Source organism: Dehalococcoidia bacterium (genome assembly GCA_025054935.1).
GTDB lineage: Bacteria > Chloroflexota > Dehalococcoidia > SpSt-223 > SpSt-223 > JANWZD01.
This window is the reverse complement of sequence record JANWZD010000014.1, coordinates 90,048-103,934: the sequence shown is the minus strand read 5'-3', so window position 1 is coordinate 103,934 and position 13,887 is coordinate 90,048. Positions and strand designations below refer to the sequence as shown.

The window sequence follows — 13,887 nt, the reverse complement described above, 5'->3', positions numbered from 1 at the left end:
CACGGGGCGCCCCGCGCGCCCCAGCAAAAAGGCAGAGGGCAGGTCAATCCGGCATTGCTCTCGAGGGCCAGTGCGGGCTGCGATCGGGATTGCCACGGCCTCGGTTCCCTCGGCCTCGCAATGACCGGCTCGGCCGACCCGTCGCCAGCTGCGGCGCGGGCCGCGCACTGGCGGGCTCGGAGACGCGCCGTGCGACCCTCGGCGCTGCTGCCGGCAGGCGGCCGGCGGAGACGGTCGCTCCGTGGAGCCGGCTATGCTGGCGGCGGCTCGGGCTGGCGCGCTGCCGCGGGGATGAGGCCGGCATCAGCGAGCAGGTCGCCGGCGAGAAGAGGAACGACCGTGCCGCGCGGAAGCCCGCCCGGCGCGTCCTCGACCCAGTACTGAAAGGCGATGCGCTGGAAGCGCTGAACGATAAAGGGACCGCTCTTCTCCGGAAGTGAGGCGGGCAGGCCATAGCGAGCGATCGCCTCCTCGACCGACCAGCGGTTACCGGTGGCGGGGTCTTCCCGGAAACGCCGCTCGATCGCGGGCTCGGTCAGCCACCCTAGGCGGACCTCGACCGCCCGAGCGAAGTCGCCGTTCGAGCCGTCATCCTTGATGGCGCGAGGAATGCCGCGCGTGAACGCCCACTCGTCGCGGCCGGCATCCGACAGCCAGTCGAGCGCATTCGCCAGCACCGCGCCGTTTCTTTCTGGCCGCCACTGAAGGACAGCGCGCTGAAACGCTTGGTACTGGAAGCCGTCCGGGGCGGTGAACGGCCGGCTGATTGGGTAGCCGAGCGCCGCAATGCCGCCGAGGCGAGTGAACTCGCTCCACCAGCGTGTGGCGCCGCGGTCGACGACGGCATAGCCGTGGCCATCCCGAGCGGTCTGAGTGTAGAAGCGACCGATCTCCCGGCCGCCGTCGTGGAGGCTGAAGTCCGGCTCGGCACGGCGTGGGCTGCCGGCGGTGGCTGGCGTCGCGCTCGCGGCGACGGTTGCGGTCGGCGCCGCGTCCCGGCCTAACACTCGCGCGATCGCCGTCGCGGAGACCGAGGGCGGCGGGGTCGCGCCGGGAGCGGGACGGAAGCCGAACGCCGGGACGGTCGTCGGGGTGCCGGACGGCCGCTCGCTGTCGAGGAGCACTGCAGCGTCGGTAAACCAGACTTGGGCAAGGTTGTCACCGCGCAGGTTGGCGGCGAGCAGGAAGAACGTCACCTTCGGCCCTTTGGCGACCGCCCGCACCTTTGCCGCGTTGGCGTTGGGGTCATCCTTGAAATCCCAGCGCTTGTTCGAGCAGGTGACATTGCCCCAAACGATCTCCGGCGACCGCGGGTCAGTGCCGCCGGTCGGGTCGATGCCGACGGCGCGGCACACTTCCTCGAATCGGCCCTCGGGGTTACCCCAATAGAGCGAGGCGCTGCCGACATAGCCGTAGTACTGGGCGCCGGGCGTCACGCCGGCAATCTCTTGGTAGAGGCCGGCGACGAATGCGCCGCGTTCGCTCATGATCTGCTGCCCCGGCTCATGCCCGTGGCGGTTGAAGGTGGGGCTGCCGAGCACGACCCAGGGCGCCCAGTACAGCCCCACCGTGACATCGCCCCAGCTGACCCACTCCTCGAAGAGACCGTTCTTGAGGAGATTGCGCGCTTGGTCGGTCGCCTCGGCACGCTCACGCCCGACGATGGCGATTGCGGCTAGACTGAGCAGCGCGAGACCCCACACGAGACGACGCATCGTTTCTCTCCGGCACACTCCGCTGCCGGGAGTATCGAAATCGTCTCCTCGCTTGGCAAGCCTCGGAACGGGAGGGTGAGATGCTGCAGCGATTGTATGCCAACGGGATCACCATGGGAGTGCGCGTTCAGGGCGAGGGCCGGCCGATCGTGTTCATCCACGGCCACGGCTTCGAGTCCTCGTCATGGCAGCCTCAGCTCGACTATTTCGGCAGAGGCTACCGTGCCATCGCCTACGACGTGCGCGGCCACGGCATGACGGATGTCGCAACCAAGGGCTACACGATGCGCGAACTGGCGGTCGATCTGGCAGCGCTCTTGGATGTCTTAGAAGTGGAGCAGGCTGTCGTCTGCGGATTGTCGATGGGCGGGATGATCGCCATGCAAGCGGTTGTCGATTTTCCCACGCGGGTCGCCGCGGTTATCCTTGCCGACACCGCGCTCCCTGAGTTCATAACTCCGGCGGACCAACTCCTGCTCCGTCTGCGCGCGATTTACGAGCACGGGTTGGAAAGGCTGGCTGACGATGTCGGAGAGCGCTATTTCGGAAAGCGGTTTCGCGAGACAAAGCCCGATTTCCGCCACTGGTGGCGTGCACGGTACACCGAAAACAATCTCGCTGGGCTCACTGGCTGTCTGCTCGCCATGTGGGATCGCCCTGATATCACCGACCGACTTCGGGTACTCGGTCTTCCTGCGCTCGTCATCGTCGGCGACGAGGATCAAGTGACCCCGCCCGACGCGGCGCGCCGCATCGCCGAGACGATCGGGGGGGCGTCGCTCGCCGTCCTTCCCGAGACCGGCCACATCGCGAACGAGGAGCGCCCCGTCGAGTTCAATCGTCTCGTGCAGGACTTCCTCGACCGCGTCGGCTGGGAGAGCGTCCACCGCACGCCGGCCTAATTGCGCTTCACCTACGTCGTTCAGCGGGGGGCTCCCCGCAAGCGAGAGAAGCGGCCGGCAGGGCGGCCGGGCTAAAGAACCGGCGCAGCTGCCAACCCGCGAGCAGGACAATCGCCGCCTGCAGGGCGATGCTCATGCCGAGCAGGAGCGTGGCGTCGAACCAAAAAGGGGGGGGAAACATCGCAATCAGGTTGTGGATGCGCGGGTCGAGCAGCCAGTAGTCGTTTCCCTGAAAGCTAAGTACGTGAAACTGCAGGAAGAGCGTCTCGAAGTCGGCGAGGGAAAGAGCGAGAAGGGCAGCAAGCAAGGCGAAGGTGAGCCCGCTTCCCCACAGCATCGCCGTACCGACGCGGCGCGCCGCGCCCACGCGCTCCCGCCATGCCGCGATCGCGATAAAGGCGATGACAACGAAGAAGGCGATTTCTTGCGCGCGGACAACGCCGCGCACGAGCGCCTTGACATCGACCATATGCAGCACTTCACGCTCAGTGAAGACGTCGCGCGTCGTCCCGCGCTGGGTGATGGACAGGTTGACCGTCGGCTCCTCGTTGTTGAAGTAGGCAATCAGTGCCTGCGCGACGCGGCTCAGGTCGGCCCGGTCGATCCCGGTGGCAACAGCGACGCGATAGCGGTCGAAGCTGTACTCGTAGAGCGGCTGCCAGGAGAAGAGCAGGCGCACTGCGGTTCCCGTGAAAACGACCGGAAAGGCAAGGATGACGAGGAAAGTGGCAGCGCCAGTCGCGAGCCGCAGCATACCGCAAGCATAGGCCGCCTCGGCTGCGTGGTCAAAAGCTACGCAGCACCGCTGAGGGCTGCCTCGAAGACAATCCGTGCCGCCGGCGCAGCGACCGCCGAGGACATCCCGCTGCTCTCCTTAATCAGCGCGAGCGCAATCCGGGGGGTGTCGGCGGTCGCAAAACCGATGAACCACGCGTGCGGCTCAGCGCGGAGAACTCCCAGCTCAGCGGTGCCGGTCTTGCCGCCGATTGCCGCCCCAGCAAGGCGTGCTCCGCTCGCCCAGCCGTCGTTGACACTCGTCACCATGATGTCGCGGACAGCCGCAGCCGTTCCGGACGAGACCCCGCTCGTCCAGCGTCGCGGCTGGTGCTTGTGGATGACGCTCCCATCCGGCCGGCGGATCTCCTCGACCAGATACGGGACCGGCGGCTGCCCGCCAGCTGCCATCGCCGCCGCAATGAGCGCCATCTGAAGCGGCGTGACGAGGATTTCCCCTTGTCCCATTGCTGTTGCCGCGATGGCATAGAAGCGCTCCTCGCCGGTGAAGAAGTCTGGCCGCGAGGCAAGCCGGCTCACCTCGACGGGCAGCTCGAAGGGCGGGGCCTGGTCCATCCCCAGCCCGCGGGCAATCTCGAGGTAGACGGAGGCTCCCAGTTCTGTGCCGAGGTCGGCGAAGGCGACATTGCAGCTGAAGGCGAAGGCATGGGCGAGATCGAACTCGCTCTGGGAGTGGTTCTGGCAGGAGACAAACTGGTTGTGGTGCCAGGCAGAGCGATGATCGCGGTCGGGCGGTTTCAGCTCGTATCGGAAACGGTGGTCAGGCCGGGCGAGGCGGCGCTCCAAAGCTGCGGCGAGGGTGACCGTCTTGAACGTCGAGCCTGGCGGGTAAAGCCCCTGGGTGGCGCGATTGAGCAGCGGCCGGGCCGGGTTCGCGTTCAGTTCGGCGGCGTAGGCGGCGACGGCAGCGTTCTCGGCGTTCCAATCGTCGCGCGTCGGGTCGAAGGTGAGCCGGTTCGGGTCAAAGGTCGGGGTGGTGGCAAGGGCGCGTACCGCGCCGCTGCGCGGGTCGAGCGCGATCACCGCGCCGGGAACCTGCGGTCCCGTGGCGAGGGCGCGCTCCGCGGCGGCTTGCAGGTCAAGGTCGATGGTCAAGACGAGATCGGAGCCCACAGCGGGCCGGTGAAGCACGCGGCGCGCGAAGGCGGTCTGCGGGTCGAGCCCCGTGCGGCCCGAGAGATGGTCATCGTAGGCGCGCTCGAGGCCGGTCATGCCCTGCAGGGGATTCATAAAGCCGGTGACCGCGCCCAGCGTCGGCACCAGATAGACGCGCCGGACATAGCCATCAGCAGCAACCTCACTGAGCGCAATCGGCCGGCCGCGTCGGTCGAGCATCCGCCCGCGCACTGTCCGCCACTGTTCGTCGAGGCGACGCGGGTTGTCGGCGCGAGCGACCAACTCGGGGGCGCGCACGATCTGCCAGTAGCCGAGCGCTGCGCCGGCGGCGCTAAGCCCGAGCAGTTGGAGCAGCGCGAGGCGGCTTATCCGCCGGTTCATCACTGCTATTATCGCCCCGCGGGAGGACTGATGGCCGACGTGCGCGATGAGGTGGCGCAATTGCTCCAAACATGGCAAGCCTACTGGCGCGCCAAGGACGTCGAAGGGCTCGCCAGCCTCTGGGACCAGGACGATCCCGAGCCCCTCTATGTGGCCGAGGAAGCGGCTGAGCCGATGCACAGCCATGCTGCCATCCGGGCCTACTGGACGGAGACGGCGAAAACGATCGATCGCATCCAAGTGCTCGTGTCGGACCTGCGCGTGCGGGAGGTGGCGCCCAGCGTCGCGCTTGCCTTCTTCCGCCTCCATTGGGATGCCGCGATCGGCGCGCGCCCCCCGATTGGCGGAGACGTGCGCGTTTCCGCCGCGTTTCGCCGCACGCCGAAGGGATGGCGCTTTTTCCACTACCTCGAGGGACCGCTCGCCATGCTCACCCAAGTGCGTCAGTGCGCCGAGAGCCGGGTCACGCCCGGCTTCTAGCCGGCGGGCGCTTTGCCTTGCGCGCTGACCCCGTCGGCACCTCGTCGGACGGCGCGACCTCGGGATGAGCCGGCCTGCTCCGCGCCGCTCGCGCCTCGCGACGGCGGCAATGGAGGGCACCCCACCAAGCCCGGCGTCGCGAGTGGCGATGTTCGGAGCGGGGCGCGCTCGTCGCACTCCACTCGGCGGAGACGATGCCTTTTGCGCCCCCGTCCGTAGCCGTCATGATGCTCCGAGGGGTGGGCAGAAAGACTAGGATTGCCGCGCGGGCGGCCGGCGCTCGCAATGACGGCCCGTATTGGCCAGCCTGCCCGTGCGGGGGACGAGCGGCGCGCGGCGCGGACGCGTGCTGGCTGGGGGATGGACCGCCTGCTTGCAGCGGCGAGATGAGCGGGCCGTACTTGGTAGCCGTCATTGCGAGGCGGGCGCACAGCGCCTGCCGTGGCAATCCCGACCGGCGGGCGCCGCGTCCTCACGCCTAGAGGAATGGGCGGGAAAGAGCGGGAGTGCTGCGTCCGCTGCGCCGGCGGCCGGCGCTCGCAATGACGGTGTGCCATGATGGGACTGCGGACCTGCTGCCGAGTGCTTCACCCGCCGAACAGCAAGGCAGACGGTATACTCCGAGCGAGTTCATCAGAGGACTGGCATGCTTCGCGTCGTCCGAGTTTCCAAAAGCTACGGCGCCCGCACCGTCTTGCGGGAGGTCTCCTTCGAGATCCGGCCCGGAGAGCGGGTGGGGCTGGTCGGCGCGAACGGCGCGGGCAAAACGACCCTGCTCGACATCATCCGCGGCGCGCTGCCGGCTGACGCTGGACAGGTCATCCTCGCGCCCGGATGGCGGATTGGCTATCTCGCTCAAGACACGGGGCTCGACCCCCACTGGACGGTCCGCCAGGCGATGTGGCAGGTCTTCGACGAACTGCTTGCAACGCAGCGTGAGCTGGCAGAGATCGGGGAGCGCCTCCGTCATCTCGCTCCGAACGATCCTGCCTTGATGGCGCTTATTCACCGCCAAGCCGAACTCCACGAGGCGTTCGACCGGCTCGAGGGACACACCGCCGAGGCGGAGATCGGCAAGGTGCTGCACGGCCTCGGCTTCTCGGACGATGAAGCGGAGCGGCCGGTGAGCGCATTCTCCGGCGGCTGGCAGGTACGCATCGCTCTCGCCCGGCTCTTGCTTGGCCGCAACGAGCTGCTGCTGCTCGATGAGCCGACCAACCATCTCGATGCCTCCGCTGTCGATTGGCTCGAAGAGTATCTGACTTCCCGCCCGCGCACCGCGCTGATCGTCTCGCACGACCGCTACTTTCTCGACCGAGTGACGACACGCACGCTTGAACTGGAGAACCACGTCATCACTTCCTATCCCGGCTCGTATCGCAACTATGCCGAAGAGAAGGCGCGCCGGCTCGCCGCTCAGGAAGCCGCTGCGCGGCGCCAAGCGGAGTATCTCGCTGCTCAGCGCGAAACCCTCGAGCGCTTCCGCGCCAACGCCTCGAAAGCCTCGTTCGTCCAGAGCCGCGAAAAGCAGCTCGCCAAACTCAAGATTGTCGAGGCGCCGCGGGAAGAACGCCCCCCCGCCTTCCGCTTTGCCGAAGCGCCGCAGAGCGGCCGCGACGTGCTGCGCGTGCGCGCCGTCAGCAAGACATATGGCGAGACGGTTGTGTTCCGCGACGTCGAATTCCTAGTCGAGCGCGGCGACCGGCTCGCGCTGCTCGGCCCGAACGGTGCGGGAAAGTCGACCCTGCTGCGGCTGCTCGCCCGCCTCGAGAAGCCTGACAGCGGGAGCGTCACTTGGGGACAGAACGTCCGTGTCGGCTACTTTGCCCAGAACGCCGCCGACGTGCTTGATGAAAACATGCGCGTGATCGATGCGGTAACCGCTGTCGCGCCGCTCGACTGGAGCGAAGGAGCGGTGCGCAGCATGCTCGCCCGCTTTCTCTTCCGCGGCGACGAGGTCTTCAAGAAGATCCGCGTTCTTTCGGGAGGAGAACGGAACCGCGTCGCGCTCGCTCGGCTGCTTGTTCGGCCGTACAATGTTCTCCTCCTCGACGAGCCCACAAACCACCTCGATATTCCGGCGCGTGAGGCGCTGCAGGCGGCGCTTGCTGCCTTCCCGGGAACGCTCGTCTTTGTCTCGCACGACCGTTATCTCGTCGACCGGCTCGCCACCAAGATCCTTGCTCTCGCGGACGGCAAAGCGACCCTGTACGACGGAGACTACCAGTTTTACCTGCGCAAGCGTGCCGAACCGGCTGGGGCGCCGCTCCCCCTCGCTTCGCCTGCGCCGTCGCCGCTTGCGCTCCAGCCGGGCCGCGATGTCGCTCGGAAGGCGAGGCGGAGCGCCGCCAGCGCCGCCCGAGCGCTCGCGCAGATCGAAGCCGCCCTTGAAGAGCGCGAGGAGCGCAAAGCAGAGGTCGAGGCGGCCCTTGCTGATCCCGCGACCTATCGCGACCCCGCGCTCTCCGCTGAGCTGCTCGAGGAGCATGCGCGCCTCGAAGCCGAGATCGAGGCGCTGCTCGAGCGGTGGGCGGTCTTGGCGGAGGATGCCGGCTAGCTGCCCGAGCCGGGCGACCGCAGCATCGCTACTCTTTCTGGCGTCGAATGCGCTAAGGGGTCTCGCGGCCCGAGGAGTGCATTCCCGCGGCAATCAGCTCTGACCTCGCACAAACGCGGGTATCAGTTTCCCGAAACTCGTTCCTGTCTTGCGCAAGATTTGCTACTGTGCGAATGGCCAAAAAGAGATGGCTGGTCCACTCTGTTGGAAGGAGGAGCAGCGCGATGCAGCGACCGGTTGGCGTCACGATCCTCGCAATCCTCGCAGTCATCTGGGGTATCCTCGGCCTGCTGGCGGGCTTGACGGTTGTCGCTGGCGGCGGCATGGTAGCGGCGATGGGCCCAACAGGGGAGGCTGGCGCGCTCGGCGGGCTTGCCGTTCTCCTCGGCCTTGTCACGGTGGTGGTGGCGCTGCTGCAGTTGGCGTTTGCGTACGGCGCCTGGACGCTCAAGGGCTGGGCGTGGACGCTCGGCATCATTGTTGCGGGGGTGGGCCTGGTCATCGCGATCGTTCAGATTGTGACCGGCAACTTCGGCGCTATTCTCGGTCTCGCGATCAACGGCCTCATTCTCTACTATCTCTTTCAGCCGAACGTCCGAACTGCCTTCGGACGCTGACGACGTCGTCGCTGTTCTCTCCAGTCGCTCTTCGGGGCGGGGCTGTCGTACCGCTCCGAGAGCGCAGCACTCGACGTCTTCTCCTCGTTGACACCGAGCTGCTTCGCCGCCGCTCTGAGCCCGGGAATGCGTGCCCGACGGGGCGCACTTTCAGGCGCAGAAGCGGCGCGCGGCAGAGAGACCGACTGCTGTTCCTGTTCTGACCATCCTCGCGGGCGTTGGGGGCGGGCTCATCGCGGAAACAAAGCCGCTGCCGGCTCGTCGCCGAGGAGCGCCCTAGTTCTTCTGCTGCCGGGAGCGTGACGCTCCTCCCGGAGCAGAGGCGTTCTTCGTCGGCGGCTCGCCCTGATTGTCCGCCTCTGAGCCGCGGGGTAGCGCCGTGGGAAGTCGTGTGCGCCTCGGGCGCGGACGCTCGGCCTGCTCATCGCGGGGCGCGGCGTCGGGTGTCCGACTGTCCGAGTCCGGAGCGGCTGCATAGCCGTGCAGCTTAGCCTCCCCGCTGGTGGGCGACATCTCTCGGCCGTTCAATCCCGGCGCGGCGACGGCGCCTTTCTCGTCTCGCTCGCTCTCGGCGGCTGCCGGCTCTTGCGCGCTGGAGACGGTGCTTCTTGATTGCGCTGTCCGCTCGACGTTCTCCTTCGAGCGATCCAGTACGATTGTCGGACGGGAGGGTGCAGCCGATGACGAGGATCCTGCGCGGCTATGTCACGACGCCCGAAGGGCAAATTCACTATCACACCGGCGGCGACGGGTTTCCGCTCGTGCTGCTCCACCAAAATCCGAGTTCGGCGCGGATGTGGGAAGCGGTGCTGCCCAAGTTCGCTGCGCTTGGCCACCACGTTTGGGCCTTCGACACGCCGGGCTACGGCGAATCGGACCTTCCGCCTATCAAACCAGATCTCCCGTACTATGCCCGCCGGATCGTCGAAGCGTGCGATCTCCTCGGAATCCGCCAGTTCGATGCGCTTGGCCATCACACCGGCGCCCTGATCGCGGGCATTATCGCCGCCGACTATCCCGGGCGGGTGCGCAAGTATGTTCCGGTCGGCTATCCGCTGCTGCGCGAGGAGATGCGCGCCGGCCTTGCCAACGCCAAGCCCGGCACGTTTTCGGTCGAAGGAGCCGAGCTGGAAGGCTACATGGCGGGCATCCGCTTTCTCGGCGGGCGCTGGCTGACGCCGCACGTCGCTCGCCGCTGCTTGATCGAGCGGCTGCAGGCGGGCGACACCTGGCATTGGGCCTACCATGCTGTTGCGGCCTATGACGACGCTGCGCTCGCGAGGCGGATCGCGGTGCCGACCCTCATCGTGGTGGGACGCGGCGACCCGATCTGTCCTGACTCCGAGCGCGCGGCTGCGGTTATCCCCGGCGCCGAGCTCGCTGTGATCGAGGATGGCGGCGTGAACGTTGCCGATGATGCGCCTGACGAATTTGTCCGCATCGTCCACGACTTTCTTGCTCGCTAAGCTGCGGCGGCGCCCGGCCCGCTGATTGCCCCTGGCCGCGAATGGCGCAGATGCGTCGGCGGCGCTGAGCCGCCAAGGCGGGTATCGTTTTTCTGCGCTCTGCCGGCCAGCGCCGGCGTTGTCTTTCTGCGCAGTGCCGGTCGGCGCAGGCGTCGTTGCGAGGCGGCCGCGGCAACCCCGGCCGCTCTGCGTCCCCTCCTCCACGATGCGGGGGGAGCGTCTGCGCTGAGCGGGATTGCCGCGCCGGCCTGACGGCCGGCTCGCAATGACGGGCTGGATAGGCGCCTGCGGTATGGCACGTTCTGCGCTTTGCCGGTCGGCACTGCCGTTGTTGCGAGGCTGCTGGCAGTCGACTGCCGAGTTGCAGAAGGCTGAGGCGAGCCGGCCCGCACCGGCGTTGTCTTTCTGGGCAGAAGCGGTCAGCGCAGGCGCCGTTGCGAGGCTGCCGCAAGGCGGCCGCGGCAACCCCGGCCGCAGCACGTCGTGCCTCCTCGCGGCGGCGTATCCCCCGCTGGGGAGGGGAGGAGCTGCTCCTCCCCGGGCTTGCGGCGGAACTCGAAGCGGTCGACGAATGCCGGCTGGCCGGAGAGCAGGTCGGACGTCGCTTGGCGCAGCCAGACGAGCGAGTACCGAGCGAGTCGATCGTCCAGAAATCGGAGGCGACCGAGACCCGGTCGCCGGCCTTGTTCAGCTCGATCGACCCAGTTACCCGAAGTTCCAAGCGGTGTCCATGCCGCCGGGACTGCTGCCGAGGAACTACGGTGCGCCGGGACCGGCGAGGCTGAAGTTGGCGGGGCTGGACGCCGAGGTTGCCACGACCGTGAACGGCTGGCCGGCGCCTCCGGGGGAACGAAATCTGCTCATCGCCGGGAGCGAACGGCGTTACCACGACGCGCCGCTGGTCGCGGCGGACCAGCTGCCTGTTGACGAGGAAAGCGTACGTTCCAACCATCAAGCAAGGCGGGCGCGCTCGCAAATCCTGCCGGGTACGGACGCTGGTCCAAGCCGCGCCGTTGACGGCGTCGAGTGCTGCGCTCACTGCCTGTTCGGCGCAAGGACGCGCGTTTCACAGAGAGAAGTCTTGCCGGGTACGCCGACCCGGCTGCGCAGCCCCGGGGAAAACTCGCCGCTGCCCACTTGGGGCCGGTTCTCGAGCATGCGGCTCTCACACCAGCGCGGGTGCCCGCGCTGGTGCCGGCAGGAACGCGGCGAGCAGCGTTCCGCCCGGACGGCGACCGAGCCCTGCTCCACCGCCCTCGTTCTCGGGCCCTCTCGTCACGTGCGGACCATAGCGCCTGCCCGGCCGGATCCGCGCCCCCTCGCAAGGGCCGACTGCGCCTCCATCCGTGGCCGACGGTCCCGATGCTACGATGACACCGATGAAGGAGGCGCCCATGGAGCAGCAGGCGGATGTGGTCTTCCGCAACGGCTACATTGTCACCCTTGACGACGAGCGGCGCGTGTTCACGGACGGTCATCTCGCAGTGCAGGGCGGCCGCATCGCCAGCGTCGGCCCGGACACAGCGTGGACCGGCCGGGCGGCGCGCACGATCGACGCTCGGCGCAAAGTGATCCTGCCGGGGCTAGTGAATGCCCACAACCATCTCGACCAGATTGTCTATCGCGCGCGGATGGACGACCTCCCCTCGGCAGCGGGAATGGCCGCCTTCGCCCACGAGCAGATTGGGCTCTGGAAGCACGCCGGCGCCGAGGTGACCGCCGCGATCGTGCGGCTCCACCTGCTCGACATGCTGAAAGGCGGGACAACGGCCGTCCATGACCAGCATTTCACCAACATCCCGCGCGACAACATCGAGGGCGTGCTTCACGCCATCGACGAGTCGGGCATGCGCGCCCTCGTTTCGCGCTGTCACCTCTCCGAGCCGTCGCTGGTTCCGGCGGAGGCGATTGAGTCGGTCGATGCGGTGCTGCGGGAGGTCGAGCGGCTGCGCGCACGCTGGAAGAGCAGTCGGATCGAGGTGACAGCCAGTCCGATCAACCCGAGCTGGGTCGCGACGAGCGAGGAGCTGGTAGCGCTGCGTGAGGGGGTGCGGGCGCTTGGCGCGCCCTTCGACATCGACCTCTCGGGCGAACTGTGGCGGGAGACCTTTCGCGCCCGGGGCATCGCCGGCGGCGCGGTCGAGTATTGCGCCCGCCTCGGCATCCTCGACGACCAGACGCTCGGCGGCAAGTCGTTCCAGATGCTGCCCTACGAGTATGAGATCTGGGCGGACCTTGGCGTGAAAGCGTGCATGGTCCCCCTCGGTCGGATGTACCGCGAGCACGGCCCGGCGCTCCATCACTTCCTCGCCGTCGGCGTTGTCCCCGGGCTGGGCACCGACGCGCCCAATTCCCATCCGACGACGTCGCTCTGGGAGGCGATGCGGCTCTGCCTCGTCGGGACGGCAACGCGCAAGCTCGCCGAGCAGCTCGCCGGCGACCCGCAGGACGCAGACGTCACTCCGACGACGGAGACCGTCCTCGAGATGGCGACTGTTGCCGGCGCGCGCGCCCTCTTTCTTGACCCGGCCGTCAACGGCCTCGCTGTCGGCCGCGCCGCCGATCTCATCGTCGTCGACACCGACCGCCCAGCCTTCTCGCCGCGCTTCGACGACCGGCGGCTGCTCTCCACCCTCGTCTGGTGTACCGAGGCGTCGATGGTCGACCTCGTGATGGTGGACGGCAAAATCTTGATCGAGGATGGCCGCTCGACCGTCTGGGACGAGGAAAGGGTGGTCGCCGAGGCCGAAGCGGCGGCCAAGACCCTGTTCGAGAAAGCAGGCAACGACCGCCTCTTGCCGCCGCGGCGTCCTGGCCAAACGTATCGCGGCTGGCGATACTTCTAGCGCGAGCGAGAGAGGGCGGCCTGCCGAAGCATCCGTCTGCCGCAGCCGCGCGCAGGCCGGCACAGCTGCCAGCGCTCGTCGCTAGCGCGGCAGCGACTGCGCGCTCTCGCACCTGCGACCTCCCAGCGGCAGTACCAAGCGCGACGCCGCGCTTTATCTCGGGCTCCGTCATCCGCCCCCCGCTGCGTGCACTGCGGCGGCCGAACCTGCCGGCTTCCCTGCGGCGGCTCTTCTCTCACTGCCGCGCTCACACGCTCGCAGTCGCCTCCTGACGAGGGGGCGGGGGCGGCCATGTGGGCCGCTCCTGCGCCCGGCATGGCGGCCCCGTCAGCCGGGTCTGCGCGTGCTGACTGCCCTAGGCGGCGGCGCCCGTAGGAGCATCAATGCCGGGGACTGGCGCGCACCGTCCTGCCCCGGACGTTGAGTGCCTGGCGCAGGTCGCGCTGCGGGGAGGCGACGCGGGCGCCTTTGAGCTGGGCTCTAAACGGCGGGCTACTCTGTGCCGGCCTCGCGGTCGGCGGCGGCTGGCGAGGGCTCCTCCTCCGAGCCCGCGCGCCGCCCGAACGCTCAGACCGTCTCTGTGCCCGGCGGCGAGGACGATGCGCCGCGCCGCCGTTCGTAGAGCGCCTGACAGGCAGGGATGAGCGCGACCGCGGTCTCGATGCTCGGCACGGCAAACACCGCGCCGTCCTCGCTGATGCCGCCCCCGAGGGCGCGGATCGTCGCCTCTTCCTCCGCGGTGAACGGCGGGTCGAGGGCGGCGATAACGCCGTACAGCCCGCTGGCGATCGCTCGGACGATCACCGGCACGCGGCCGAGCCGCTCTGAGGCATCGACATAGGCTGCGCCGACCGCGGCCAAGCGAAGGTCGGTCTTTTCGTGCTCGCCGTAGAGGTAGCCCGCCTCGAGCGCGGCGCGCACAAGCGCCCGCTGCGACGGCAGCAGCGGAGTTCCCAGCTCGCGCAGCAGCCAGCCGGCGGCTCGGTCGATCGCGCGGTCAAGGTCGTCCATG

The 13,887-nt window shown here is 68.2% G+C and carries 10 protein-coding genes; 6 read left to right on the top strand and 4 right to left on the bottom strand.

Annotation, left to right across the window (positions count from 1 at the left end; translation table 11 throughout):
• Nucleotides 1-251: 251 nt before the first annotated feature.
• A complete protein-coding gene (locus NZ773_13965; GenBank protein ID MCS6803031.1) occupies nucleotides 252-1,715 on the bottom strand; it encodes a hypothetical protein in 1,464 nt (487 codons plus the stop codon).
• A gap of 80 nt (nucleotides 1,716-1,795) precedes the next feature.
• On the opposite strand from NZ773_13965, the gene NZ773_13960 reads away from it, so the two are divergent.
• Nucleotides 1,796-2,617, top strand: coding sequence for an alpha/beta fold hydrolase (locus NZ773_13960; protein ID MCS6803030.1), 822 nt, complete (start codon nucleotides 1,796-1,798; stop codon nucleotides 2,615-2,617).
• A 7-nt stretch (nucleotides 2,618-2,624) separates the two neighbouring features.
• Here NZ773_13960 and NZ773_13955 read toward each other — a convergent pair whose 3' ends face one another.
• Nucleotides 2,625-3,371 (bottom strand): TIGR01906 family membrane protein, encoded by a 747-nt coding sequence (locus tag NZ773_13955; GenBank protein MCS6803029.1) that lies wholly within the window; start codon nucleotides 3,369-3,371, stop codon nucleotides 2,625-2,627.
• A gap of 38 nt (nucleotides 3,372-3,409) precedes the next feature.
• Complete coding sequence (locus NZ773_13950; GenBank protein ID MCS6803028.1) at nucleotides 3,410-4,909, bottom strand: penicillin-binding transpeptidase domain-containing protein; 1,500 nt, start codon at nucleotides 4,907-4,909, stop codon at nucleotides 3,410-3,412.
• Nucleotides 4,910-4,939: 30 nt separating this feature from the next.
• Between NZ773_13950 and NZ773_13945 the strand changes: the two genes are divergently transcribed.
• The 5 genes from NZ773_13945 to NZ773_13925 all read left to right on the top strand — a co-directional run bounded on the left by NZ773_13945 (nucleotide 4,940) and on the right by NZ773_13925 (nucleotide 12,875).
• On the top strand, nucleotides 4,940-5,389 hold the full coding sequence (locus NZ773_13945; GenBank protein MCS6803027.1) for a nuclear transport factor 2 family protein: 450 nt from the start codon (nucleotides 4,940-4,942) through the stop codon (nucleotides 5,387-5,389).
• 646 nt (nucleotides 5,390-6,035) lie between these two features.
• Entirely contained in the window at nucleotides 6,036-7,946 is a 1,911-nt protein-coding gene (locus NZ773_13940) for an ABC-F family ATP-binding cassette domain-containing protein (GenBank protein ID MCS6803026.1), read from the top strand.
• 224 nt (nucleotides 7,947-8,170) lie between these two features.
• Nucleotides 8,171-8,563 carry a hypothetical protein gene (locus tag NZ773_13935; GenBank protein MCS6803025.1) on the top strand — a complete coding sequence of 131 codons (393 nt, stop codon included), beginning with the start codon at nucleotides 8,171-8,173 and terminating at the stop codon, nucleotides 8,561-8,563.
• Between the two features lie 680 nt (nucleotides 8,564-9,243).
• On the top strand, nucleotides 9,244-10,029 hold the full coding sequence (locus NZ773_13930; GenBank protein ID MCS6803024.1) for an alpha/beta hydrolase: 786 nt from the start codon (nucleotides 9,244-9,246) through the stop codon (nucleotides 10,027-10,029).
• Nucleotides 10,030-11,408: 1,379 nt separating this feature from the next.
• The gene (locus NZ773_13925; protein ID MCS6803023.1) at nucleotides 11,409-12,875 is read left to right on the top strand and encodes an amidohydrolase family protein; all 1,467 of its coding nucleotides are present in this window, start codon (nucleotides 11,409-11,411) and stop codon (nucleotides 12,873-12,875) included.
• Nucleotides 12,876-13,442: 567 nt separating this feature from the next.
• Here the strand turns inward: NZ773_13925 and NZ773_13920 are convergent.
• Nucleotides 13,443-13,886 carry a hypothetical protein gene (locus NZ773_13920; GenBank protein MCS6803022.1) on the bottom strand — a complete coding sequence of 148 codons (444 nt, stop codon included), beginning with the start codon at nucleotides 13,884-13,886 and terminating at the stop codon, nucleotides 13,443-13,445.
• Nucleotide 13,887: the final 1 nt, after the last annotated feature.